The following is a 24,973-nucleotide window of genomic DNA, read 5'->3' as shown; positions in this document are numbered from 1 at the left end:
GTCTGCCGTTCGTTAGAGCAAAGGCTTCAGACGCCTTATGAGCATCTGGCCTACTATTCCGATCAGCAGCCCGGTTACCAGACCCGCCACCAGTAAAACTGGCACATAATAAAACAATTTTATATTCTCTACTACCAGAGCAGCTACCAGAATCTGTCCGATATTATGAAACACACCCCCGGCAATACTCACCCCTATAACACTGAGTCCCGGAACCTTCTTCATCCACACCATCACCATAAGACTCAGATATCCCCCGGCCAGACTGAACAAAATGCTGAACAGACTGCCAAAGAGAAAGCCTATTACCAGAATACGTATGGTAGCAATTACAGCGGCTTCTTTCCATGTAAATACATAGAGCATAAACACAGTTACCAGATTGGCAAGTCCCAGCTTAATCCCAGGTATTCCGGTGAATATCGGAAGGAGCGTCTCTATGTATCCGAATATAATGGCAATCGCCGCCATAAGACCCATCCACGCTGTCTTTTGTCTCACCTCTGTCTTCCACTCCTCACTGGGCTATAGTATCTGCCTGTGCATCCCTCCCGTCCTGGGAGATTTCCAAAACCACTTTGTTTGGAAGACACACAATCGTACCGCCGGAAGCGTCAATACTCTTCTGCTTTCGGCAGAGCTGATCCGGGCAGTCAGCCTCTGTCATCCTGACCACACCATCTTTTATCTCACACCGGTTGGTAGAACCGATTACAATTTCCTGATCTACAGATAGATCGTAAGTCCCGTATATCTCTCCGTCTACGGTTATCACCAGCATATTCCCTTTCTGTTCTCCAAACATCCTGAATCCGGCCCAGCAGGCTGCCGCCGCAAGCAGAATAATTCCTATAAGAATCAAATCTTTTTTCTTCACATTCAGGCACCTCCCGAAAAGTATGAAATATTGCTAATGCAGGATGCTTGAAAGAGTATACCATAAAAAAGACGTGATTGCAAAAATATCCGTCTATTGTTCTGTCAGATTCATCCCTTCTGTTGTATGAATAGTTCCGTCCTCCAAAACAAAGGCAGCCTCCACGCCCTCCAGGCTTTCTGCCAGTTCCCTCCCCTTCTCGTATCCCAAAAGCAGACAGCTGGTGCTGAGACCGTCTCCCTGTAAAGAGCTGTCAGACAGGATGGTTACCTGGGTAAGGCTGTTCTCCACCGGACAGCCCGTGGCAGGATCCAGCACATGATGGTATCGCTTATTATTTTCCTCAAAGTAACGCTCGTAAATGCCGGAGGAAACCACGGATTGGCCGTCTGCCTCCACAACCGCAAGAAGCTCGTTTCTGTCGGCAAAGGGTTTCTGGATACCTACCTTCCACGGCGAACCGTCACTCTTTCCCCCCAGAGTCAGAACATTTCCTCCCAGATTAATCACCCCTTTTGACACTCCCTGTTCTCTTAGGAACTCCTTCAGCCGATCTGCAATATAACCCTTTGCAAGCGCTCCCAGATCAATCATAGTTTCATCATTTTCAAAGGTAAGAGTGTCTCCCTCCAGAGATATACCGGACATTCCCACCTTACCTAAAGCTTCCTGAATCTCAACCGGAGAAGGAACCCGGGGATTTTCTCCCGTAAAATTCCACAGATCCTCCAGGGGGGCAACGGTAATATCAAACTTTCCATCTGTCAGTTTATAATATTCCATAGCTGCTGCGATCAGCCTTTGCACATCCTCTGACACTTTTACGCTGCCGGTGCTCCTGTGATTAATCTGATACACCTCGCTGTCCTCTCTGGTCCGGCTGAAAATATTCTCATACTTCTGGCAAAGCGCCAGGCATTGGTCCAGAGTCTTCTCCGACTCTTTTTTGGCTTTTCCCGCTATACTGATTTTAATTACTGTATCAAAATAAAAACCCTGCTTGCTCACCAGGGTATCTTGTTCTCTGCAACCAGTCAGGCTGCAGACGAGAACGACTGCAGCCATAACCAGACAACTTATTTTTTTCATTGTATAATTCCTAATCTCGGGCAAGAATCTTTGCACTTACCGCAATTGGTACATTTTTCATAGTCAATATGTGCTATATTGTCCGTAACCGTAATTGCCCCTGCCGGACAATCCTTTTCACACTTTTTGCAGGCAATACAGCCTACCTTACAAGCATTCATAACTGCTTTGCCTTTGTCCTTGGAGCTGCAGGCCACTAAGTATTTCTGCTCATAGGGAACCAGCTCAATGAGGTGCTTCGGACAGGCATCCACACATTTCCCGCAGGCCTTGCACGCTTCCTTATCTACCACAGCAATTCCGTTTACGATATGAATCGCATCAAAAGGACACGCCTTTACACAACTTCCGTAGCCCAGACATCCATATTTGCAGGCTTTTTCTCCGCCTCCCGGGATGAACTGCATCATCGTACAGTCTTCCACTCCTGTATACTGATAACTTTTTGTTGTTTTCTCACAGTCGCCGGCGCATTTCACAAAAGCTACTCTGTGAACGGCTTCCCCTGCATCCTGGCCTAAGATAGCGCCAATCTTGGCAGCAACAGGCGCCCCGCCTACCGGGCAGGCATTCACAGGCGCTTCCCCGGAAGCAATTGCCTTTGCCAAACCGTCACAGCCAGGGAATCCGCAGCCGCCGCAGTTATTTCCAGGCAGTTCTTCTCTGACGGCGATTTCCTTCTCGTCAATCTCCACGGCAAACTTCTTGCCTGCAATTCCCAGGAAGATTCCGATAAAAAGGCCGGTTCCGCCTACTAATACTGCCGCAATAATAATACCTTGTATCATCGTCTCTCCTCCTTATATAATTCCGGAGAATCCGAAGAATGCGATAGCCATAAGTCCGGCAGTCAAAAGCACACTCGGAAATCCCTGGAAAGCTTTTGGAATATCATTGTACTCCATCTTCTCGCGCAGTCCCGCCATTAACACAATGGCAATGGTGAATCCCACAGCAGTGGCAAACCCATTTATGGTTCCCTCCAGCACATTATACTCTTTCTGTACATTGATGATAGCAACACCGAGAACCGCACAGTTTGTAGTAATCAGAGGAAGATAGACTCCCAGACTGTTATACAGGGACGGAACTGATTTTTTCAGGAACATTTCGACGAACTGTACCAGTGCCGCGATTACCAGAATAAATACAATTGTCTGCATATATTCCATGTGAATGGCTTCATTGGCCAGAATATATTTATAAATAATACTGGTAACAAAGGAGGCCAGGGTAATAACAAAAACTACCGCTCCTCCCATACCTGCAGCTGTGTCTATCTTTTTCGATACACCGAAGAACGGACACAGGCCCAGGAACTGACTCAATACAACGTTATTTACTACTGCCGCACCAATTCCGATGATCAATAACTCTTTTAATGCTTCCACGGTACCTACCCCCTATTCTTTCTCTTTGGCAGAAGAAATTCTTCCGCCGCAGGATTTATTGCCGCAGGCCTCACAGCCCTCGATACAGCTGTGCATACTGTACTCTTTCTTTGGTTTGCCGTCCATCACTTTATTGCGGACAGCTGCCAGCATAGCAAGCACAAAGAAGGCTCCGGGAGCCAGGATAAATATAGTTACCGGCACATAGCTGTCAGGCATAATCTGCAGACCGAAAATCTGGCCGGCCCCTATAAGTTCACGGAACGCCCCCAGGATAGTGATAGAGACAGTAAAGCCCAGTCCCATTCCTATACCGTCAAAGATAGAGGCAACTACACCGTTTTTGGAAGCGTAAGACTCTGCTCTTCCCAGAATAATACAGTTTACTACAATCAGCGGGATATAGATTCCAAGCGCATCATACAGAGATGGTATAAATCCCTGAAGCAAAAACTGTACCATGGTTACAAAGGATGCCACCACCACAATGTAGGCAGGCATTCTCACCTTGTCGGGAATCACATTCCGAAGAAGGGAGATGAACAGGTTTGACATGGTAAGAATCACTGTCGTAGTAAGTCCCATTCCAAGTCCATTCATAGCTGCAGTCGTAACCGCCAAGGTGGGACACATTCCTAACACCAATACAAAGGTTGGGTTTTCTTTAATAATACCGTTATAGAGACGTTCTCCAGGTGAATTTGGTTTCATTCTTAGTTACCCCCTTTCTCATATTGGAAAGCCAGAAGACCGGCATTGACACCTCTGGTTACAGCTTTGCTGGTTATGGTGGCACCGCTCAGCGCATCAATCTCATTGTCAGCCGAAGCCCCTGTTTTTGTCACTTCAAAGGAATCCACCTGTTTATCCTTAAACTGATTTTTGAATTCATCCTTCGTGGCATTCATACCAAGACCGGCTGTCTCACTGATGGTCAAAATGGAAATGCCATTGGTGGTTCCATCCGCTTTCACACCCAGAGAAAAGGTAATATCACCGCCGTATCCCTCTGAGGTTGTAATATTAAAAGCATATCCCAGACTGTTTCCGCCGGCATCTACTGCCTCCATCACTTCATTAATGGTCTGGGCCGCATATCCTTTTTCCGCCAGAAAAGCCTGAAGATCCGCATCCTCTTCCGATATCACAGGTTCAAAGGTATCTGCTTCTTCAAATACAGCCTTATAAGCCTCAATTTTTGCGGTTTCTTCCTGCTGGGCAATGGGCTCAGCGGTAATCTCGTGCACTAATCCAAGCAAAAGCCCTGCCACTAATGTAATCAGAGTAAGAGCTAATGTATCTTTTACAATATTTTTCATTATTTCTTACCTCCCTTTCCAAAAGCTGTAGGACGAGTAAATCTCTCAATGATAGGAATCAGAAGGTTGCTGAATATAATTGCATAGGAAACACCTTCTGCAGAGCCGCCGAAAATACGGAACAGGCCTGTCAGAATACCGAGGATGATACCATATACAATCTGTCCTTTTTTCGTGATAGGTGTTGTCACGTAATCAGTAGCCATAAACCAGGCTCCCAGCATCAATCCGCCGCCGCACAGATGAGCGCCGATAAATTCCAGATCAAATCCATGTCCGCCGAACAGGATAATGAACACCAGAAAAGTAACTATGTAAGTGAGCGGAATCCGAAGGTCAATCACCTTCACCGCCAGAAGGAAGATCGCTCCGATGAGAATCGCAATCACTGAGGTCTCGCCAATGGTTCCCTGGGTGTTTCCCAGAAACATTCTCATTACATCGACACTTTCTCCTGCTTTCACTGCAGCAAGAGGAGTGGCTCCGGATACAGTATCCACCAGTCCCCAGGCACCTTTTTCCACACTGAAATCCGTCATCAGACCGGTAAATGAGATGAGCAGGAAACATCTCCCCGCAAGAGCCGGGTTCATAAAATTCTGTCCCAGTCCCCCAAACAGCTGTTTTACAATAATGATAGCAAATACCCCGCCGATGATCGGCATCCACCAGGGAACGCCGACCGGAAGATTCAGTGCCAAAAGAAGGCCTGTAATCACTGCACTGTAGTCCCTGACCGTTACTGGTTTGTGCATGAAATGTTCGTAGACGCCCTCGGAAAGTACGCAGGTAGCTACGGATATGAGAACCAGAAGCAGTGCTTTTGGCCCAAAGTTAATAATTCCAAAGATCGTTGCCGGCATCAATGCTATGACAACCATCAGCATAATATTACTTGTGTTCACCTTTGACCTAACGTGAGGCGAAGATGATACGTGTAATAATTCATTCATACTTTTCTTTCCTCCTACTTAGGTTTCTTACGGTTCGCAAGCGCAATTTTTCTCATAGACCTGATGGACTGTGTCAGAGGACGTTTTGCCGGACATATGTAACTGCAGCAGCCGCATTCCACACACTCCACTCCGTCATATGCTTCAAACATATCCAGCTGGTTGTGGTTGGCAAAGGTCGCCAGTCTGGACGGCAGAAGTCTCTCCGGACAGGCACTGACGCAGCGTCCGCAGTTTATGCAGGCCGTCTCCGGCTGTTCAGAGACATCATCATTGGTCAGACATAGAATTGCTCCGGATGTCTTCACAGTAGGAACATTCAGGTGAAACAGCGTCATTCCCATCATAGGGCCGCCGGCAATCACCTTTTTGGGAGTTTCTTTTAACCCTCCCGCTTCTTCAATCAGGCACTCCATGGAAGTACCGGTACAAACAGAAAAGTTACAGGGGTTGGCAATTGCATTCCCTGTCACGGTAACAATACGGTGCATAAGCGGCTGTCCAAGCATAACGGATTTATAAATAGCCACGACCGTATCTATGTTGTCAACCACACAGCCTGCGTCGGCCGGAAGCATAGAGGAATTAATCTCTCTGCCGGTGGTTGCATTGATCAAACAGCGCTCCGCGCCCTGAGGATACTTGGTCTGCAGAGGTTTTACCTGAATCCTGGATTCATTTTTTACCATTTCCTCCATCTTTTTGATGCAGTCCGGCTTATTATCCTCAATACATATAAATCCCTGGGCATTGTCAAACAGTTTCAGCATACATTTCAAACCGCCCACTACTTTTTCCGGCTCTTCCAGTATTCTGCGGTAGTCAGATGTAAGATACGGCTCACACTCTGCACCGTTGACAAGAACATATTCTATTTTATCCGGCTCTTTGGGAGATAACTTCACATGTGTGGGGAATCCGGCTCCTCCCATGCCTACGACTCCGCCCTCCTGAATCCGCTTCAGAATCTCTTCCTTTGTGAGAGCTTCCAGTGATTCTGCAGGATGGTATTCAACCGTCTCATACTGGTCGTCGTTTTCAATCACTATGGCATTTACCATAGCACCGCTTGTAGTCAGACGCGGCTCAATGGTTTTCACTGTACCTGAAACCGATGCGTGAATAGGTGCAGACACAAATCCGCCTGCTTCCGCAATTTTCTGGCCTACCAATACCCGTTCTCCTTTTTCCACGACAGGCTTTGCCGGAGCCCCGATGTGCTGTGAAAGCGGATACACCAACTCTCCCTTGGGAAGTACGGCCTGAATTGGCTTTTCTTTTGACAGTTCTTTTCCGTCATAAGGATGAACTCCACCCTTAAAGGTTAAAAGCCCCATTTCTTTCCCTCCTTCAATTAGTAGAATCTTCTTGGCTTTTAAACTGCATATACTCCTAATTTGCTTAATTTGTTGAAAGTGCCTTAGGGGCATCATTACTTTTTATTTGTTTTTAATTTAACAAGGAGAAAGCCAAACTCCTTTCACAATAATACCACTTTTCTATAAAAAATACTATAAAAAATACTATATTTTTTATTCAATTTTTATTCATGTTTCATGCTATAATATGTGCAATCGGAAAGGAGTTTGTATTATATGTTTAAAAAAAATATGATCCTGACAAATTTATCTCATACTTTTCTTACCGGTTTTCCACTGGAAGAAAAATCCCCCGATCAGATTCTGTTCTTTGATATTGAGACCACAGGACTTGGATGGAAGCGTTCCATCGTCTATCTGATAGGCGCGGTTCACTATAAAAACGAACAATGGATCCTGACACAATGGTTCGCCGAGACAGAGGATGAGGAGAAAGAAATCCTCGTGGATTTTTATCTTCTGGCCGACAGAAAATCCTATTTCATCCACTATAACGGAACCAGTTTTGACGTGCCATATCTGAAGCAAAAGTACAATTTTTACCAGCTTTTCCATCCCTTTACTGACAAGAAACAGCTGGATCTTTATCAAAAATTTATGCCTTTAAAAAAACTTTTCAAACTGGAAAATATGCGCCAGAAGGACCTGGAGTCACTCCTGTCCTACCCAAGAAAGGATACCTTTTCCGGAAGAGAACTCATTCAAAAATATAAGGAATATCTTAAAAATCCCGCATCAGAAGGGTTGGAGCTTATACTACTCCACAATTTTGATGACCTGATGGGAATGATCGCGCTCAGATCCCTGTTCTCCTTCTTTCAGCTCTGGAACGGCAGCTGCATCATCCGGAAAGCCAGCGTAATATCCACAGAGACTTACGAAGGGACAGAAGAACCGGAACTGCTGATTACCCTTGATCTGCATGTACCTCTCCCCTTCCCTTTTTCCTTTTCCAAAGCAGGCTATTACCTCACGGGTAAAGACCGGCAGGCACACATAAAATCCCCTGTGAAAGACGGGATGTTAAAATTATATTTTCAGGACTACCAAAATTATTATTATCTGCCTTTGGAAGATACTGCAATACATAAAAGCATTGGAGGCTACGTAGATAAAGAACACCGGATAAAGGCGACCCCCGAGCTGTGTTACCAGAAATTCGAGTGTACAGAAGAATTTCTGGAAGATCCGGAAAAGCTCTTGCGGTATGTGAGAGGGGTGTTGGGGGTGTTGAGGATGTGAAGTTTGGGTTTAATAGGCTGTGGGAGTGTTGCAGACGGACGGAGACAGAAGGGAGCACCGGTACGAGGGACACAGGGCGGCCGGAGGAGATTTCGGTTTTGTCTTAGACTCTCTTCACGACGGAGGTGTCAGGGAGAACATGCCTCCCCCTCCCCTGTCAGAGACAGTGTCCCGGCACGCGCGCCATCCCACCGTCCCCATTGTTCTATATCATTGAACCAAAAAAGAGCCGCCGCCTCGCAGCAACAGCTCTTTCATCTCTCAATTATTCTTCTGTTTCAAATGCATCCTCTGCCGGTGCTTCACCAACTGGTTCTAACACCTTCATACTCAGGCTGATCTTTCTCTCGTCTCCGTTGAAGTCTACCACCTTTGCTGTGATAATCTGTCCTACTGACAGTACATCAGATGGTTTGTCCACGTGTTCCCTGGAAATCTGGGATACGTGAAGGAGTGCGTCCACACCGGGTTCTAATTCTACGAAAGCACCGAAGTCGGTCATACGTGCGATTCTTCCCTCGATTACATTTCCCACTGCATATTTGTCAGCTGCTGTGAGCCATGGATTCTGATCTTCAAATTTCAGGCTTAAAGCGATTTTATCTCCATTGATGTCTTTGATTAGAACCTTAATCTGATCTCCAACCGTAAAGACTTTTTTAGGATTCTCTACTCTGCCCCAGGACATTTCGGAAATGTGCAGGAGTCCGTCCGCACCGCCCAAATCGATAAATGCACCGAAATCGGTAACGTTTTTGATAGTTCCCTCTACAACATCACCCGGCTGAATTCTTGCAAAAAGTTCTTTCTGCATCTCAGCTTTTTCTGCCATTAACAGCTGTTTTCTGTCACCGATGATACGGCGGCGTCTTGGGTTAAATTCACTGATTACAAATTCGATTTCCTGATCTGCATATTTAGATAAATCTTTTTCATAAGTATCGGATACCAGACTAGCCGGGATAAAGATTCTTGCCTCATCAATGACAACGCTTAAGCCGCCGTCCAATACCTGTGTCACTTTAGCTTTTAAGATTTCTTTATTCTCGAATGCTTCTTCTAATCTCTTGTTGCCTTTTTCTGCTGCCAGTCTCTTATAGGTAAGCAGCACCTGGCCCTCACCGTCATTGACCTTTAATACCTTAGCTTCCATTGTGTCACCGACATGTACAAGAGTTGTCAAGTCCACATTCGGCTCATTTGTATATTCACTTCTGGAAATGATTCCATCTGCTTTATAGCCGATGTTCAGGATAATTTCATCTTCTTTTACGTCGATGACCGTACCCTCTACCACCTCTCCATTTCTGATGGTCTTAAATGATTCGTCTAACATTTGTTCAAAGCTCAGTTCTGACATGTTCTTGAACCTCCTCAATAATATTATTTGGGGTGGATGCCCCTGCTGTAATACCTACGCAACCAATGGATCGAAAACAATCAGAATCCAAGTCAACAAGTGTCTGTATATAGTAAGTATTTTTACATTCCTCTTTACATATCTGGTATAGCTTCTGGGTGTTGGAACTATGCTTTCCACCAATAACAATCATAGCATCCACATCTTTTGCGATCTGTCTTGCTTCCGTTTGTCGCTCCTTTGTTGCCTGGCAGATCGTATTAAAAACAAGTCTATCATACCTCTTTTTGCTAAAAATTTCAACTAGATCTTGAAAATTATTGTAATTAAATGTCGTCTGTGCCACGATACACAGCTTTTCTACAGGCTTTTTCAGGAATTCCAGGGCCTCTTCTTTCGTCTGGATCACTGTCACCGGGCCGTTGCACCAGCCCTTGATCCCTTCCACCTCCGGATGGCTGTCATTGCCAAAAATTAATATATGCCGGCCCTTTCGGCTTTCCTCATCCACGATTCTGTGTATCTTTTTAACAAAGGGACAGGTGGCGTCAATATAGGAAATCCCTTTTTCCTCCATTTTCTCACACACAGCACGGGGGACACCATGAGAGCGGATCAGTACAGTGCCCTCCCGGATTTGATACAGATCTGCCTCTGTTTCCAGGATCCTTACCCCTCTGCCTGCAAGCTCCTCCACTACCTCTTCATTGTGAATAATAGGACCGTAGGTATAGACTTTGCCATCCTTTTCAGACTCTTTATACGCGGTTTCCACCGCCCTTTTGACTCCAAAACAAAACCCTGCGGACTTCGCTACTTTTACTTCCATACTTCCTCATTTCTCTGTTTTTTTTCTTCATATATTTCAAGAATTGCGTGTATAACTTCAGGAATATCCATATCTGAGGTATCCACCAAAACAGCATCCTCAGCCTGTCTCAGGGGAGATATTTCACGGGTCATATCCCGGTGATCCCTCTCATTAATGTCCGCCTCAATTGCATGGATATCGCAGGCAATTCCCCTCTCTGTCAATTCCTTATATCTGCGCACAGCCCTGGTGTGAGCGCTTGCAGTGAGAAAAATTTTGACATTGGCATCCGGAAGCACCTGGGTTCCGATATCCCTGCCGTCCATGACTACATTTGTACTTCTGGCCATCTGCCGCTGCAGCTCCACCAGTTTCCTGCGGATAGCCGGACTGGCCGAGCTTACAGAGGCCATATTCCCTACCTCTTCGCTTCTGAGCCTTGCGGTCACATTCTCATGATTCAAAATCACCTGCTGTTCGCCGTTTTCATACTGTATGGTAATATCCGCCGTACGGCAGGCCTTTTCCATCCCCTGGGCATCCTCCGGAGGAATGCCCTGCTGCAGGAGATAGTAAGCCATTGCCCGGTACATAGCTCCTGTGTCCACATAAACGAAGGACAATTGTCGGGCAATTTCCTTTGCAATGGTACTTTTCCCGGCCCCCGCCGGACCATCAATTGCGATGTTATCTCTCATCCTGCTCTCCTCCTTCTATTGCCTGAGCCGCCGCGTAAGCGGTAGACCAGGCGATCTGCAGATTAAATCCACCTGTAACTGCATCCAGATCCAGCACTTCTCCTATAAAAAAGAGCCGCTTTATTAGTTTTGACTCCATAGTCGATGGATTTACCTCCGAAACCTTAATCCCGCCCTTTGTAATAATAGCTTCATTAAAATCTCTGGTCCCGGTTATAGTAAACGGAAAGGCTTTCAGCAATTCCAGTAGCCCCGCCCTCTCTTCCCTGGAGATTTCATGTATCTTTTTTTCCGGGGGGATTTTACTCAGCTCAATGATCACAGGAAGAAACTTCGCCGGTAAAAGACCGTGAATTACATTTTTAAACTGTTTGTTCTTCCCCTCTTCAAAATCTCTCAGAATCCTGTCATCCAGCTGTTCTCTGGACAGAGCCGGCTTCAGATCCACATATCCCTGGAGCGGCTTTTTTTCCAGCTTTCTGCTCAGACTGGCACTGGCGGTAAGCACCAGGGGACCTGTGACACCGAAGTGTGTAAACATCATCTCTCCGAATTCCTCGTACAAGGTCTTCTTCCCATCTTTAATGGTAAGAGTGACATTTTTCAGGGAAAGCCCCTGAAGAAGAGGGATATAGGCTTCTTTCGTCTCCATAGGGACCAGCGAGGGAACCAGCTCCGTTACCTTATGCCCAGCCCGTTTCGCAAATTCATATCCGTCTCCCGTAGAGCCTGTAGCCTGATAGGAAAGCCCTCCCGTAGCGACTATCACACAGTCACCAGAGATTACCTGCCCGTTTTTAAGCAGAATCCCTCTGGCCTGTCCCTCTTCTGTCACAAGATCCATCACCTGCGTTCCCAGATGTATCTTAACCCCCTCCATCTTCATTCTGCGCTCCATGGCACCGATAATTTCTGACGAATGATCGGAAACCGGAAAGACGCGGTTTCCCCGCTCCACCTTGGTTTTCACCCCGATAGATTCAAAAAAGTCAATGGTATCCCAATTGGTATACCCAAAGAATGCGCTGTACAGAAACTTGGGGTTGCTCATCACTGCGTTCAAAAGGTCACTGACATCACAGGCATTTGTCAGATTGCACCTGCCCTTTCCTGTGATATAAAGCTTTTTGCCCAGCTTCTCATTTTTTTCAAACACATGTACCTCGTGGCCATTTTTAGCGGCAAATACAGAAGCAAACATACCTGCTGCCCCGCCGCCTACAATTAATACTTTAGACATTATTCTCTCCCATATTAGGATTCTTTATTTCAATATTGTTATCTGCCAGATTAATTTCATCATTATTATATACCTGAAATTCATCCCAGATTTCCTCCAGAGATTCCAGCGTGGACACTACTTCTTTCTGCTTTTTCATACAAAGTGCCACAACAAGAGCATTCACTACACTCAGAGGCGCCACCAGAGAGTCCACAATGGATGCCATATCACTTCTCGCTATAAGATTACAGGAGGAATACAGGTTCATAGGTGAGTGGATACTGTCTGTGAGCGTAATCACTTTGGCACTGCGCTTGTTGGCGAACTCCATTGCCTTCAGTGTCCGCATAGAATATCTTGGAAAACTGATTCCAATGATAACATCCTTTTCATCGATTCGGATCATCTGTTCAAACAGTTCACTGGCACTGTTTGTCTGTAGAAGATGCACATTGTCGAAAATCAGGTTTAGATAAAAGCTTAGAAAGCTTGCCAGCGGTGCACAGCTTCTGATTCCTACTATATAAATCCTTTTCGCTTTCAAAATGGTATCTACCGCTATCTCAAAGGCTTCCTGGTCCATATGCTCCAGGGTCAGCTTAATCTTATCAATATCTGACTGCAGCACCGTTTCCAATATCTCTGACTGAGGGACCTTTCCGTAAGTGACTTCCATTCTCTGGATAGAGTTCAATTTGTTTCTCACAAGCTCCTCCAGTGCTTTCTGAAACTCGGGATACCCCTTGTAACCCAGATAGATTGCGAAACGCACAACGGTGGACTCACTTACTCCCACGACTTCCCCCAGCTTTGCTGCTGTAAGAAACACCGCCTTATCATAGTTGTCATTGATATAAGTTGCCAGTTTTTTCTGTCCCTTGCTGAAAGACGGGAACAGGCTGTTCATTCTGCTTAATAAATTCTCTGTCTTTCCCATTTCATACCTCGATCCTTTTTCGCTCCCTCAGGAGTCACTGCCGGCATTATATCATGCCTTCGGCATGATCGCCATTCGCCGCTCTCCAAAAGTGAGCCAAGCTCCCTATGGCTCGCTAACGCTCATTATATCACAAAAGCGGCTGAATTTAAATCTGCCACTTTGGATTTTGTTTAAAATCCCCTGTATTGCCCTGGGTTCTAAGGATTTTCTGTAAAATGCACAAGAATTTCGGCTATTTCGCTATTTGTTCCCACACGCATAGCCGGCCCCCATACCCCCACGCCTGAGGAAACAATAGATGTCATATCCCCCCACTGCAGCAGGCCGCAGGGATTCTTCCATCCCAGCTTTACCGTAAGATTTCCGGGAAACATCTGCCCGTCATGAGTATGCCCGGACAAATCCAGATCTGTCCCTGCTTCTGCCAGTTCCTCCAGCTGAGAAGGCTGATGATCCATCACTATAACTGGGATATCCTTATTCAGATTTCCCAGCAGTTCCCCCGGAGATTCTCTGCTCTCCCTCATCTTTTTCACCATGGAAGGATCTTTTCTGCCCGCCAGATAGAAGGCATCGTCCACCAGCAGCACCTCATCAGAGAGCAGGGTAATATCCGCTGACTCCAGGAATTCTTTCATTCTGGGATCTCTCTTTCTAACTTCTCCGGATGGAAAAGAAAATCCTGCCAGCAGCTTTTCATTTAGATCGTGATTTCCCCAGCATGCATATACTCCATAAGTGCTTTTGATCTGTCTTAAAACAGACGCGATCCTCTCCGGATGCGAAATGGCATTGTAGTCATTATCGAATATATCCCCTGTCAGACAGACAAGGTCTGCATCGCAGGCATTGATTGCCTCCACCATCCTTCTCATCTGATCTTCTCCTACGCTGTACCCAAGATGCAGATCCCCGGCCGCTATAACACGGAGAGTCTCCCGTCCCCGGCATTCTTTTTGTATATCCACTTCATATTTGGCTGTGTATACATGCTTTGCGTGAAATATACCGTATAGACTCAGCAATGTGATAAGAAAAACACAGATCCCGCCTGCCGCTGCAAAAGTTTTTCTGTACTCCAGGAAATCTTGAGGGATCCTTTTTATCTTTTTCATCAAAATACGCGCAAGACCAGCCACAAGAAGCACCAGCAGGGTATAGAGAAAAATCCCCAGCCAATAATTATTCAACAGCTTTAAAAATCTGTGAAGAGCCCCCTTATAGACTACAAAGGAAGTGAGAGGCGTCAGGGCCATAAACAGATATACGCCCACAAAGCCCCTGGAAAACCATTTCGACCGGAAATACTTATGGCATGCGCCCATCCATCTCATGGCGAGACGCAATACATACCAATTTATAAGAAGATACGGCGGGGCAAGTAAAAATGCCAGCAAAACCATCACTCCCCTTTCTTTTTTATGATTGTAACATAAAAACAGAAAAAAAGGCATCTGTATGAACTGTGTTCTTTACAGATACCTTCTATATTATATATAGTTATTATTTACCATAGATTTCCATCCGGGCCGAAGGGAAGATACTCCGGTTCACTCTCGATTACCAGATCCGGATTTTTCTTAGCCTCCTCATAATAAGCCTCTGAGAGCATAATATGTTCAATATGTAAGCTGTTAGGGATCCTGACGATTCTGGCATGTTTTTTATCAATCTCATTGCAGGTACGCACGCACACCTGAATAGCTTCCCTGTCGCTCTCCATAATAATAGGGATTCTCACACCCCCCAGCACTGTGCAGGTAATTGCATTGGGATACATAGAAGCCAGATCCAGCTTCTCAAAAACTCTCTTGGTCGTCGCGCTGGAATATCCCAGTCCGATGCCGTTCCCGTGGGTCTCAGGACTCAGATCCAGCACACATACTCTCTGAGCTTTGATTCCGCCCGTCGCATAGGGAGTGCAGAAGGTTCCTGTAATATTGGGGTCCATACCGTCTCCGCTAAAATTCTTGCCGATCTGATCCACTACCAAAACATCACATTCATCCACCAGTATTCTTGGCATATTGGCAAATGCCTCCTGCAGCAGCGGCGGCTCTTTTTCCGCTATCTCCTCCGCACTGACTGCCACAATTTTACAAGTCTCGTCAAAGGCATTTTCAATGGTGGGGACTGCAAACAGAATCGGTGCGTTTTTAATGATTGCTTTTCCGAACATAGGAACATATTTGGCCATATTTTTAAATCCCGCCTCGTGGCAGACCTCCGCTCCATGCTGTTTTCCCAGTCCGATGGCCATCATCTTCATAATACCGCTTTCATAAGGACCCCGAAACGCGGTATGGGGTTTGATCCTGCATCCAAGGATAATCCCGTCCGCCTCTGCTGCATATTTATCAATAAATACATCCATTCCCTCTTCATTGACGCCAATCTTTTTCACTTCCATAGACGAAAGAATAGGACACCCCATAGCTTCCTCTGTGATACCATAGCTTTCCAGCACAGCCTTTTGTCCCTCAGCGGTGGCACCTCCGTGGCTGCCCATGGCTGGCACGATAAAGGGCAGGGCACCTCTGTATTTCACAAAATCGGCAATACATTTTGTGGTCAGAGCCACATTGGCAATTCCCCTGGAACCCGCTGTAATAGCAATCCGCATCCCAGGCTGCACTTTATCTGCGAATTTTTCCTGGGAAAGAAGCTGCCGGATAATGCCTGGAATCTCTTCTGGATCAATCCTTGGCCTCGGAAAAATCTGTTTTACCTTAAACATTTTCGGCAAAGCTATATCGCTCACCAAATCTGCCACTAACTGTCTGTCCCGCATACTGTCCAACTCTCCTTACTAAAAAATTATTACATATCCTAAGGTTACAAGTAACAGAAGGATTAAGAATGTTACGGATTCTATCATTTCCGACAGTGTATATGTCTTAATTCCGCCCTTTACTGAGACGCCGCTCATATTCGTAACAATCCAGAAACCGCTGTCATTTACCGTTGCCCCGAACAGAGTACCTGCCAGACAAGCCATAGCGATCATGACCGGCGGCAGTGCCACAGAAGAGGCTACACTCGACATAATTGTCATACTGGTCAGTGCTGACACAGTGCCGGAGCCCGTTACCTGTTTAATCAGAAGGCCAACAAAGTATGCAAGTATAATCACAACAAACACATTGCTTGTAAAACCGCTTACAATATCAGAGATTGCGTCACTCACACCGGTAATTGTTATTATGTTGGAAAAAGCTCCGCCTGCGCCGGTTATCAGGAAGACAATACCTGCTGAAGAGAGGGAATCTGTTGCCGTTTTCTCTGCTTTTTCTTTTCCCATACATTTTACCCCAATAAGGTATGCCACTATGGCTCCTGCAAGAAGAGCAGTGGTCTTGTCTCCCAGAAAGACAAAAATGGACGGCTGAGCATCCCCCATGGCACTTCCGGTCACAGTATTCAGAAGGATTAAAATGATAGGTACGAAAATAGGAAGCAGAGACAGGCCAAAGGAGGGGGGATTAACTGCAGCATCTTCTTTTGCATCTATCTGCACACCCTCCGCAGACTCATCCAGAGCCGGATTCCAGAATGACGTCCTCTTGTCCAAAAACTTTGTATAGATAAATATCACTAAAAACACACCGATCAAACCAAATACGGTACCAAAACCAATCATAATTCCTGTGTCAAAGCCAAAGATCTCACCTGCGGCCAGAGGGGCAGGTGTAGGTGGCACCATGGTGTGGGCGGCTGCAGCTCCGATGGTGATGGCACCTACAATGTGGGCAATTGACTTGTTAATTTCCTTCATCAGGGCAACGCCGATGGGAATTAGAATCACGAAGGTTACATCAAAATAAACAGGAATTGCCAGAATAAAGGCTGCAAGTCCAATGGCATAAATAGCCTTTGTTTTCGGAAATGCCTTTACAATCTTGTGGGCAATGATTTTGGCTCCCCCGGACGCACTTACTAGTTCTCCAAGGATAATACCAAATCCAATAGGAAGACCCATACCTTTTAACATGTTGCCAAATCCTGTATTAATTCCCTCAATGGTATCTACCATAGGGATACCGGATAACAGTCCCATAAGAATACTCCCCAGCACCAGTGAAATAGCGGCATTGAGTTTTACCTTCAGGATTAACACCAGGATTACCACCATTGAGATAATCAGGGAACAAAATAACCAAGCTGAATGTGACATAAATTTCTCCTCCAATATATCTTCTTTTTATTTAAAATTCAACTAAAACCTTCAATTTGCTGCCTGCATGTTTATCAAATTCTTCAAATGCTCTCCCGGCATCTTCGAATCTGTAGGTATCCGTCACTATCTTTTCCAAATTTACCTTACCGCTTTTTACAATATCGATCAGCTCTTCAAAATCCTTTTTCAGTGCATTTCTGGAACCAAAAATATTCAGTTCTTTCTTCTGAATTACAGTAAAATCAAAATCAAGATTCTGTTTGCCAACCCCGATGAGAACTACTTTACCCCCAAAAGCCGCTGCATCAATGCACGCCTGGAAGGTTGACGGAAGCCCTACTGCCTCTATTGCCACATCAAAGCCATTGCCTTCTGTCACCTCTCGGATTTTATTCTTAAAACTGTCGGGGCCGTCATTGAGAATCGTGCCGTCTAAATGAAACTCCTCCATGGCGTATCTCAGCTTTTCCTCAGCCACATCGGCAATATAAACCTCTGCTCCCTTTATCTTGGCAGCCACAGCAGCCAGAACGCCGATGGTTCCTGCACCGATAACCAGTACCTTGTCGTGACTCTGCACATGAGCCCTTGAAACTCCATGATAACTGATACAGAAGGGTTCGATCAACGCTAAAGTTTTGGCAGGCAGCCCTTTGCCGTCATAAATTCGCTCCACAGGCATCGTTATGTACTGGGCAAACGCCCCTTCCCTCTGCACACCCATAGTCTGATTAGTAGTACAGCAATTTACAAGCCCCCGTTGGCAGGAATAACAGGTTTCGCAGTTAAAATAGGGATTGCAGGTAACTACCATGCCAGGTTTTAGTCCCTTGTCGTTCGGTCCAATCTCTACAATCTCCGCAGAAAATTCATGGCCCGGAGTTCTTGGATAAGATACGTACGCAAAGGTTCCTCTGTAGGAACCCAGATCGCTTCCGCAGATTCCGCCGTATAAAAGTTTCAGCAGCGCCTCCCCTGGCTTTATTTCCGGCACAGGTCTCTCCACAACTGCCACATCATAGGGTTCATTAATTACAATAGCTTTCATCCTTCTAATTCCTTTCTCCATACAACGCCGTGTGTTGAATCTAACGTTGTATTTGTTGTTGTATACAACATATCACAGGCCTGTCATATTTGTCAACCGCTCTCCGACAGTTTTTTTCTCATTCCTGCTATTATGTATATATCTAACGAATATAAGCGCTCTGATTTGTATGATTTTACCTAATTTAGTAGTTTGAACTGCTGATTGACTATTATTTTCTGGAATGATATGATTATTTTATCAATATTTTACGCCATACAACAGAAAGGAACTGCCGATATTTATGCCAAAACAAAGTCTGAAACAACTTGCCTATAACTCTATAAAAGAGAAAATATTAAACTGCGAATACATGCCAAATTCATTTTTAAACGAGGATCTCCTGTGTGAAGAATTCGGCGTAAGCCGCACCCCTATCCGGGATGCTCTAAGCCGTTTGGAGCAGGAATACCTGATTACAATTGTTCCAAAAAAGGGATTTTTCGTTGCCCCATTGTCAGCAAATGAAATCAATATGGTATTTGAGGGCCGTCTGCTCATTGAGCCCTATGTCCTGTTAAATTATTGTAAAGATTTCCCGGCAGATAAATTAGATCGTCTTTACGCCACTCTGGAGGAAACGCAAAAAGGAATTGTCTCAAAAAGAAAAGATATCTATGATTTGGACAATGAGTTTCACGAAACAATTATGTCCCAGTGCATAAACCGATATCTGGTACAGACCTACTATAATATACACAACCAAAACTGCAGGCTACGAATTATCAGCGGGCGGGCAAATGACAAGAGACTTTTGGATACCGTGGAAGAACACTTTCAGATTTTGGAGGGACTCCGCAATAAAAATTATGAAAATGCTGCCCAGGCCATGACTGTTCATCTTACAAATTCCCGCGCATCTGCTTTCCAAGCTTTTTTGGAAGGCAACAGCTATCTCTAAATCACATCAATCTGCACAAAAAGAACATCCGATTTTATCATATTTTTACAAATCAGATGTTTTTTTATTTTTGTTGTATACAACATAGGATACATCTGTTATAATACAGCTAAAATTAATAAAGAATAGAATCCGGAGGATAAAAAAATGGAATTCATTAACAAAACAGTAAAAAAAGTATATGGAAACTACCCGGAAAGAATCCTGCAGTTCGGGGAAGGTAATTTTCTGAGGGCCTTTGTGGACTGGATGATTGACAAAGCAAACCGTGACGGTATATATGAAGGCAGCATCGTTCTCTGTCAGCCTATCGACCGGGGAATGGCGGATATGATTAATGCGCAGGAAGGTGTTTACTCTCTGGCCATGCGGGGAATCGAAAATGGTAAGCCTTTGGAGAGAATTGAACAAATCACTTCTGTCTCCCGCTGCCTGAATCCCTATAAAGACTATGAGGCGCTTATGGCACTTGCACGAAGTGCTGACCTGGAAGTCATCGTTTCAAATACTACAGAGGCCGGGATTGCCTACAAGGCCGGAGATAAGCTCACAGATACCCCTCCTTCCTCTTTTCCCGCCAAGATCACAGCCTTTCTCTATGAAAGATACAAAGCATTCGGAGGAGACCAGGAGAGAGGACTTCTCTTTCTTCCTGTGGAGTTGATTGACAACAACGGGGACGAATTAAAGCGCATCGTCCTGCAGTATGCCGCAGAGTGGGAGCTGGAGGAAGATTTCATCAGCTGGGTCTGCACAGCCAATGAATTCACAAATACACTGGTAGACCGCATTGTCACTGGTTATCCCAGAGACCAAATCGAATATTTTGAAGACAAGCTGGGGTGGAAAGACAATATTATAGTTACCAGTGAACTTTTTCATCTGTGGGTGATTCAGGGTGATGAGGCATGGGCCGAAAAACTTCCTATCCATAAAACAGATGCAAACGTCATATGGACCAGAGATGTGACTCCATATAAGAAAAGAAAAGTACGCATTCTGAACGGCGGTCATACCTCCACCGTTCTGGCCGCGTACCTGGCAGGCTATACTATTGTCCTGGATTTTATGAAGGATGATGTATTCCGCTCCTTCCTTCAGAAAGTGATTTATGAAGAAGTAATACCTACTCTGGATCTGCCCCGGGAAGAGGTGGAAACCTTTGCAGCCGCCGTATCAGACCGTTTCTCCAATCCTTATATTAAACACAAGCTGCTGGACATTTCTCTGAATTCCTGCTCTAAATTCAACGCCAGGTGTCTGCCCTCACTCCTTGGATATGTGGAAACCAAAGGACAGGTCCCGGACTGTCTCAGCTTTTCACTGGCAGCTTTTCTTAAGTTTTATCAGGGGCAGATGAGGGAAGAAGGCTGCTTCGGGGTCCGCGAGGACGGCACTGAATATCAGATCAAGGATGACAAAGAAGTGCTGGATTTCTTCCATAACATCTGGTCCTCCAATGACACATCTCTGGTTGCCCGCCAAGCCCTCTCTCACACCTCTTTCTGGAGCGGCAGAGATTTGACCAAAGTGGAAGGCCTGGAGGAAAAAGTTGCCGGGTATCTGGCGGAGATGGAACACAAAAATATTCGCTCTATTATAGCAAATTTGATAAAATAATACAGGAAAGGATACATGATTATATGAAGGAAACACAGCATCTGATACAAATTGCCCGGGAGGATAATGTGGCAGTTGCCCTTGCAGATTTACCTGCAGGAACCGTCTGCCGCGCGGGAGATACTGCTGTTACTCTGGCAGATCCCGTCCCTTTCGGACACAAGGCAGCTCTCACAGACATACCAAAAGGAGAAAACATTATTAAATATGGGCATCCCATCGGGCATGCCCTGTGTACCATCCGAAAGGGTCAGCATATTCATACTCAGAACTTAAAAACGAACCTGGACGGAATTCTGGACTACACCTATACCCCCAACCAAACATGCCTGAACAGCTTTTCTGTCCCAAAAGAAAACGCTTTCTTTCAGGGATACCTGCGGCCGGATGGAAAGGCAGGCATCCGAAATGAAATCTGGATCATTCCAACCGTCGGCTGTGTGAATACCACTGCATCCCTTCTGGCCAAAGAGGCAAATAAGGCCTTTGGACAGCAAACAGATGGAATCTTTGCCTATACCCATAACATGGGCTGCAGCCAGCTCACCGAAGATTTTGAACGAACGCAGCAGATTCTCAAGGGCCTGATCCAACACCCCAACGCCGGAGGCGTCCTGGTCCTGAGCCTGGGGTGTGAAAACAATAATCTGGATGTATTTAAACCTGTCTTAGGCGATCTGGATCCCAACAGGGTAAAGTTCCTGGTAACCCAGGAGACAGAGAATGAATACGAGGAGGGAATGAAGCTACTGAAAGAACTGACGGACTATGCCTCTTCCATAAAGAGAGAAAAAGTATCCGCAGAGAAGTTAGTGATTGGTTTCAAGTGCGGAGGTTCCGACGCATTTTCGGGCATCACAGCCAACGCCCTCTGCGGCCGCATCACAGACAAACTAGTCCGCTGCGGGGGAAGCGCAATCCTCACCGAGGTACCCGAAATGTTCGGCGCTGAGACACTTCTGATGGAGCGGGCGGCATCGGAAAAAGTTTTTCAGGATGAAGTAAATCTAATCAACAATTTCAAACAATACTTCACCAAATACAAACAAACCATCTACGAAAATCCCTCCCCCGGAAATAAAAAGGGCGGTATTTCTTCCCTGGAAGAAAAGTCACTGGGCTGCACCCAAAAAGGCGGCCAGGCGCCGGTAGTGGGTGTGCTGGATTACGGCCAGTCGGTAGAAACACACGGTCTGAACCTCCTCACCGGCCCTGGCAACGATCAGGTGTCCTGCACCAATCTGGTTGCCAGCGGCGCCCAAATGGTACTCTTTACCACCGGCAGAGGAAACCCCTTCGGCACCCCTGTGCCCACAGTTAAAATCTCCTCCAACACGCCCCTCTGTCAACGAAAAAAACACTGGATCGACTACAACGCCGGCCAGCTTTTAGAAGGAAAAACCTTTGAGGAAGTCACAGAGGATTTCTTCTCCTATCTCCTGAAGGTAGCATCCGGGGAAGTGAAAACACAAAATGAAATCTATGGGTATAAGGAGATCTCTGTGTTCCGGGATGGGGTTATTCTATAAAATGATAGTTTTGTGTATGTGAAGTTCGAGGTGAAATAGTCGGCAAGCGGAGGGGCGCAGACGGACGGTCAAGGGAGGAGGTCTTGGGTCCAGGGGTACTGGGTGGATCTGCTTGCTGCTGCGTTTCTCCTCAGCTAACTGCCTGGCCGTTCACTAAGAAGCTCAGGAAAGCCTTCGCTCCTAAGTGACCGCCGGCAGTGGATCTTCGGACGCACTCCGCAGTCTGCGCAGATCCACCCAGTACCCCTGGACCCAAGACCTCCTCCCTTGACCTGGCAGAGACTCACTTCACATTCACGAAAAACAGGCGGGGAAGGTCGAGAGTTATACATTTTCATCTTATTTAGCACTATTGTCGGCTCGATTTTTTGGATAAACAACTAAACCCGTTTCAATGATTAATTACACCTTGTCTGGCAATATTATATCTGACAATTCTACATCAATATTCTACATGAAATATTCATTCCCCTTCTGATAAATCTCCCCCTTAGAACTCCCCATACCCAGGTGAGAGGAATCTTGCGGCAGCGGGCTGACCGGGTTCGGGCGGGAGGGAGGCTTAAGGGCCGCGGACGATTCCGCAGGAGTGATTAGAGAGTCTTAGGCAAAACCGGGATTCCCGCAGGAGATTTTTTCGGCAGTCCAGGCCGAAAAAAAGTGAGCATGTGCAGAGAATGCACATCAAGCATTCTTTGCACATACGAACGGTGCTCCGGCGGGGATTCCGGTTTTGTCTTAGACTCTCTTCGCGACGGAGGTGTCCCCGGAACTTAAGCCTTCCTCCCGTACGAACCCGGTCAGCCCGCTGCCGCGGGATTTCTCTCACCGTCCCCCTGCCGCCTCATACTTACCGACTTAGATCACCTTGAGCCGTAGTCCAAGTAATTGCATTAAATTCCAATTTAACCAAAAAAAGAGGACCATCACCTGGTCCTCTCTTCTCTCCCTATCCTAAACCGGATAAGCCTTATTCTCTGTATCTGCCACTGTAGGATCTACTTTTGTCTTCTGCGCTTCTCTGTATTTAAAGAAGTCAACAGCAACCTGCGGGAACAGTGCGTAAGTTAAAACGTCCTCATCCTGCTCTGACCACTGTGCCATCTCTCCTCTTAAGGTATCTAACTCATCAGGAATCAGATCTGCAGGACGGCAGGTAATCGGCTCTTTATCTCCGATACATTTCTTCTGAACCTCAGGATTAAAGGGTTTTACGGTTGCGCCGTATTCTCCGGAAAGTACAGCCTTTGTTTCCTTGGTAACCATCTTGTAGCGCTCTCCCATAAGTACATTGAACACTGCCTGTGTACCTACAATCTGAGAAGATGGAGTTACCAGAGGAGGCTCACCTAAATCTTTTCTTACCCTTGGTACTTCTTCCAGAACATCATAATATTTGTCTTCCGCATGCTGCTCTTTTAACTGTGACGTCAGGTTGGAGAGCATACCGCCAGGTACCTGGTATAACAAGGTTTTAATATTCACACCCATGTTCTTAGGATTCAGAAGGCCGCTGTCCAGAGCCTCGTCACGGATCGGACGGAAATAGTCCGCAATCTCTGCCAGCAGATTCTGATCAAATCCTGTGTCATATGGAGTTCCTTTAAATGTCTCAACCATTACCTCTGTGGCAGGCTGGGAAGTTCCCAGTGCGAACGGGGACATGGCTGTGTCAATTACATCGACACCGGCCTCTACTGCCTTTAAGTAGGTCATAGATGCCACACCGGATGTGTAATGGGTGTGAAGCTGGATCGGAAGACTTACATTTTCCTTTAAGGCAGTGATTAACTCCGTTGCCTTATAAGGAAGAAGCAGGCCTGCCATATCCTTGATACAGATAGAGGTTGCACCCATTTCTTCAATTTTCTTGGCAATGTCAATCCAATACTCCAGGGTATAGGCATCTCCCAATGTATAGGAGAGAGCCACCTGAGCATCTGCTTTTTCTTTCACTGCAGCTTTGACAGCTGTCTGAAGGTTGCGCAGATCATTTAAGCAGTCAAAGATACGGATGATATCAATTCCATTAGAAACTGATTTCTGAACGAAATATTCCACTACATCGTCTGCGTAGGGACGGTATCCCAGAATATTCTGTCCGCGGAATAACATCTGTAATTTTGTATTTTTAAATCCATCCCGGAACTTACGAAGTCTGTCCCATGGATCTTCTTTTAAGAAACGCAGGGATGCGTCAAAGGTTGCACCTCCCCAGCACTCTACGGAATGGTAACCTACCTGGTCCATTTTATCTACGATTGGAAGCATCTGCTCTGTTGTCATTCTTGTGGCAATCAGAGACTGATGGGCATCACGCAGAATAGTCTCAGTAATTTTGATTGGTTTCTTTGCGATTTCTGACATATTCTTACCTC

Annotated in this window: 23 protein-coding genes; 4 read left to right on the top strand and 19 right to left on the bottom strand. The window is 45.9% G+C overall.

The genetic code is table 11. The features are described 5' to 3' along the window. Positions 1 to 12 precede the first annotated feature (12 nt). The 9 genes from ACGHCT_RS12205 to rsxC form a co-directional block, all read right to left on the bottom strand. On the bottom strand, positions 13 to 501 hold the full coding sequence (locus ACGHCT_RS12205) for a Gx transporter family protein (RefSeq protein ID WP_242946744.1): 489 nt from the start codon (positions 499 to 501) through the stop codon (positions 13 to 15). 16 nt (positions 502 to 517) lie between these two features. Then, positions 518 to 877, bottom strand: coding sequence for a NusG domain II-containing protein (locus ACGHCT_RS12200; protein WP_390436103.1), 360 nt, complete (start codon positions 875 to 877; stop codon positions 518 to 520). A 93-nt stretch (positions 878 to 970) separates the two neighbouring features. After that, positions 971 to 1,966, bottom strand: a complete 996-nt coding sequence (locus tag ACGHCT_RS12195) for an FAD:protein FMN transferase (protein WP_390436101.1) — start codon at positions 1,964 to 1,966, stop codon at positions 971 to 973. Continuing rightward, positions 1,963 to 2,754 carry an RnfABCDGE type electron transport complex subunit B gene (locus tag ACGHCT_RS12190; RefSeq protein WP_072850890.1) on the bottom strand — a complete coding sequence of 264 codons (792 nt, stop codon included), beginning with the start codon at positions 2,752 to 2,754 and terminating at the stop codon, positions 1,963 to 1,965. Before ACGHCT_RS12190 ends, ACGHCT_RS12195 begins: the two co-directional genes overlap by 4 nt. A 12-nt stretch (positions 2,755 to 2,766) precedes the next feature. Beyond that, entirely contained in the window at positions 2,767 to 3,357 is a 591-nt protein-coding gene (locus ACGHCT_RS12185; protein ID WP_072850888.1) for an electron transport complex protein RnfA, read from the bottom strand. A gap of 12 nt (positions 3,358 to 3,369) precedes the next feature. Then, positions 3,370 to 4,068: an electron transport complex subunit RsxE gene (gene rsxE / locus ACGHCT_RS12180; RefSeq protein ID WP_072850886.1), complete on the bottom strand. Its 699-nt coding sequence runs from the start codon at positions 4,066 to 4,068 to the stop codon at positions 3,370 to 3,372. A gap of 2 nt (positions 4,069 to 4,070) precedes the next feature. Then, positions 4,071 to 4,676, bottom strand: a complete 606-nt coding sequence (locus ACGHCT_RS12175; RefSeq protein ID WP_072850884.1) for an RnfABCDGE type electron transport complex subunit G — start codon at positions 4,674 to 4,676, stop codon at positions 4,071 to 4,073. Continuing rightward, entirely contained in the window at positions 4,676 to 5,629 is a 954-nt protein-coding gene (locus ACGHCT_RS12170) for an RnfABCDGE type electron transport complex subunit D (protein WP_072850882.1), read from the bottom strand. Before ACGHCT_RS12170 ends, ACGHCT_RS12175 begins: the two co-directional genes overlap by 1 nt. 14 nt (positions 5,630 to 5,643) lie before the next feature. After that, complete coding sequence (rsxC, locus tag ACGHCT_RS12165; RefSeq protein WP_072850880.1) at positions 5,644 to 6,966, bottom strand: electron transport complex subunit RsxC; 1,323 nt, start codon at positions 6,964 to 6,966, stop codon at positions 5,644 to 5,646. Between the two features lie 258 nt (positions 6,967 to 7,224). On the opposite strand from rsxC, the gene ACGHCT_RS12160 reads away from it, so the two are divergent. Beyond that, complete coding sequence (locus ACGHCT_RS12160; RefSeq protein WP_072850878.1) at positions 7,225 to 8,250, top strand: ribonuclease H-like domain-containing protein; 1,026 nt, start codon at positions 7,225 to 7,227, stop codon at positions 8,248 to 8,250. 265 nt (positions 8,251 to 8,515) lie between these two features. Here ACGHCT_RS12160 and rpsA read toward each other — a convergent pair whose 3' ends face one another. The 9 genes from rpsA to ACGHCT_RS12115 form a co-directional block, all read right to left on the bottom strand. Next, a complete protein-coding gene (gene rpsA / locus ACGHCT_RS12155; RefSeq protein WP_072850876.1) occupies positions 8,516 to 9,610 on the bottom strand; it encodes a 30S ribosomal protein S1 in 1,095 nt (364 codons plus the stop codon). Further along, complete coding sequence (gene ispH, locus ACGHCT_RS12150; RefSeq protein WP_072850874.1) at positions 9,591 to 10,439, bottom strand: 4-hydroxy-3-methylbut-2-enyl diphosphate reductase; 849 nt, start codon at positions 10,437 to 10,439, stop codon at positions 9,591 to 9,593. The genes rpsA and ispH overlap by 20 nt, the downstream gene beginning before the upstream one ends. Beyond that, positions 10,430 to 11,119, bottom strand: a complete 690-nt coding sequence (cmk, locus tag ACGHCT_RS12145; protein WP_072850872.1) for a (d)CMP kinase — start codon at positions 11,117 to 11,119, stop codon at positions 10,430 to 10,432. Before cmk ends, ispH begins: the two co-directional genes overlap by 10 nt. After that, entirely contained in the window at positions 11,109 to 12,359 is a 1,251-nt protein-coding gene (locus ACGHCT_RS12140; RefSeq protein WP_390436098.1) for an NAD(P)/FAD-dependent oxidoreductase, read from the bottom strand. Before ACGHCT_RS12140 ends, cmk begins: the two co-directional genes overlap by 11 nt. Further along, the gene (locus ACGHCT_RS12135) at positions 12,352 to 13,278 is read right to left on the bottom strand and encodes a MurR/RpiR family transcriptional regulator (RefSeq protein WP_072850867.1); all 927 of its coding nucleotides are present in this window, start codon (positions 13,276 to 13,278) and stop codon (positions 12,352 to 12,354) included. Before ACGHCT_RS12135 ends, ACGHCT_RS12140 begins: the two co-directional genes overlap by 8 nt. A 200-nt stretch (positions 13,279 to 13,478) precedes the next feature. Continuing rightward, positions 13,479 to 14,678, bottom strand: coding sequence for a metallophosphoesterase (locus tag ACGHCT_RS12130; protein ID WP_390436094.1), 1,200 nt, complete (start codon positions 14,676 to 14,678; stop codon positions 13,479 to 13,481). 110 nt (positions 14,679 to 14,788) lie between these two features. Then, positions 14,789 to 16,072, bottom strand: coding sequence for a lactate racemase domain-containing protein (locus tag ACGHCT_RS12125; RefSeq protein ID WP_072850864.1), 1,284 nt, complete (start codon positions 16,070 to 16,072; stop codon positions 14,789 to 14,791). A gap of 18 nt (positions 16,073 to 16,090) precedes the next feature. After that, positions 16,091 to 17,455 (bottom strand): GntP family permease, encoded by a 1,365-nt coding sequence (locus ACGHCT_RS12120; RefSeq protein WP_072850862.1) that lies wholly within the window; start codon positions 17,453 to 17,455, stop codon positions 16,091 to 16,093. Positions 17,456 to 17,486: 31 nt separating this feature from the next. Next, the gene (locus ACGHCT_RS12115) at positions 17,487 to 18,506 is read right to left on the bottom strand and encodes a zinc-binding alcohol dehydrogenase family protein (protein WP_390436092.1); all 1,020 of its coding nucleotides are present in this window, start codon (positions 18,504 to 18,506) and stop codon (positions 17,487 to 17,489) included. Positions 18,507 to 18,789: 283 nt separating this feature from the next. Here ACGHCT_RS12115 and ACGHCT_RS12110 point away from each other — a divergent pair, with 283 nt between their 5' ends. The 3 genes from ACGHCT_RS12110 (at position 18,790) to ACGHCT_RS12100 (ending at position 22,595) form a co-directional block, all read left to right on the top strand. Then, the gene (locus tag ACGHCT_RS12110) at positions 18,790 to 19,446 is read left to right on the top strand and encodes a GntR family transcriptional regulator (protein ID WP_072850848.1); all 657 of its coding nucleotides are present in this window, start codon (positions 18,790 to 18,792) and stop codon (positions 19,444 to 19,446) included. Positions 19,447 to 19,593: 147 nt separating this feature from the next. Continuing rightward, a complete protein-coding gene (locus ACGHCT_RS12105) occupies positions 19,594 to 21,066 on the top strand; it encodes a tagaturonate reductase (protein WP_390436090.1) in 1,473 nt (490 codons plus the stop codon). A 23-nt stretch (positions 21,067 to 21,089) separates the two neighbouring features. Next, on the top strand, positions 21,090 to 22,595 hold the full coding sequence (locus tag ACGHCT_RS12100; protein ID WP_390436089.1) for a UxaA family hydrolase: 1,506 nt from the start codon (positions 21,090 to 21,092) through the stop codon (positions 22,593 to 22,595). A 954-nt stretch (positions 22,596 to 23,549) separates the two neighbouring features. On the opposite strand, the gene ACGHCT_RS12095 is transcribed toward ACGHCT_RS12100, so the two are convergent. Beyond that, complete coding sequence (locus ACGHCT_RS12095; RefSeq protein WP_072850842.1) at positions 23,550 to 24,962, bottom strand: oxaloacetate decarboxylase subunit alpha; 1,413 nt, start codon at positions 24,960 to 24,962, stop codon at positions 23,550 to 23,552. Positions 24,963 to 24,973: the final 11 nt, after the last annotated feature.

It is taken from the genome of Lactonifactor longoviformis (assembly GCF_042848515.1).
GTDB lineage: Bacteria > Bacillota > Clostridia > Lachnospirales > Lachnospiraceae > Lactonifactor > Lactonifactor longoviformis.
The sequence above is the reverse complement of the archived record's forward strand: the minus strand, read 5'-3'. Positions and strand labels throughout refer to the sequence as shown.

Coding starts and splice junctions, on each gene's coding strand:
- ACGHCT_RS12195 (WP_390436101.1), bottom strand. CDS start 1,966: ATGAAAAAAATAAGTTGTCTGGTTATGGCTGCAGTCGTTCTCGTCTGC.
- ACGHCT_RS12190 (WP_072850890.1), bottom strand. CDS start 2,754: ATGATACAAGGTATTATTATTGCGGCAGTATTAGTAGGCGGAACCGGC.
- rsxE (WP_072850886.1), bottom strand. CDS start 4,068: ATGAAACCAAATTCACCTGGAGAACGTCTCTATAACGGTATTATTAAA.
- ACGHCT_RS12175 (WP_072850884.1), bottom strand. CDS start 4,676: ATGAAAAATATTGTAAAAGATACATTAGCTCTTACTCTGATTACATTA.
- ACGHCT_RS12170 (WP_072850882.1), bottom strand. CDS start 5,629: ATGAATGAATTATTACACGTATCATCTTCGCCTCACGTTAGGTCAAAG.
- rsxC (WP_072850880.1), bottom strand. CDS start 6,966: ATGGGGCTTTTAACCTTTAAGGGTGGAGTTCATCCTTATGACGGAAAA.
- ACGHCT_RS12160 (WP_072850878.1), top strand. CDS start 7,225: ATGTTTAAAAAAAATATGATCCTGACAAATTTATCTCATACTTTTCTT.
- rpsA (WP_072850876.1), bottom strand. CDS start 9,610: ATGTCAGAACTGAGCTTTGAACAAATGTTAGACGAATCATTTAAGACC.
- ispH (WP_072850874.1), bottom strand. CDS start 10,439: ATGGAAGTAAAAGTAGCGAAGTCCGCAGGGTTTTGTTTTGGAGTCAAA.
- cmk (WP_072850872.1), bottom strand. CDS start 11,119: ATGAGAGATAACATCGCAATTGATGGTCCGGCGGGGGCCGGGAAAAGT.
- ACGHCT_RS12140 (WP_390436098.1), bottom strand. CDS start 12,359: ATGTCTAAAGTATTAATTGTAGGCGGCGGGGCAGCAGGTATGTTTGCT.
- ACGHCT_RS12135 (WP_072850867.1), bottom strand. CDS start 13,278: ATGGGAAAGACAGAGAATTTATTAAGCAGAATGAACAGCCTGTTCCCG.
- ACGHCT_RS12125 (WP_072850864.1), bottom strand. CDS start 16,072: ATGCGGGACAGACAGTTAGTGGCAGATTTGGTGAGCGATATAGCTTTG.
- ACGHCT_RS12120 (WP_072850862.1), bottom strand. CDS start 17,455: ATGTCACATTCAGCTTGGTTATTTTGTTCCCTGATTATCTCAATGGTG.
- ACGHCT_RS12115 (WP_390436092.1), bottom strand. CDS start 18,506: ATGAAAGCTATTGTAATTAATGAACCCTATGATGTGGCAGTTGTGGAG.
- ACGHCT_RS12110 (WP_072850848.1), top strand. CDS start 18,790: ATGCCAAAACAAAGTCTGAAACAACTTGCCTATAACTCTATAAAAGAG.
- ACGHCT_RS12105 (WP_390436090.1), top strand. CDS start 19,594: ATGGAATTCATTAACAAAACAGTAAAAAAAGTATATGGAAACTACCCG.
- ACGHCT_RS12100 (WP_390436089.1), top strand. CDS start 21,090: ATGAAGGAAACACAGCATCTGATACAAATTGCCCGGGAGGATAATGTG.
- ACGHCT_RS12095 (WP_072850842.1), bottom strand. CDS start 24,962: ATGTCAGAAATCGCAAAGAAACCAATCAAAATTACTGAGACTATTCTG.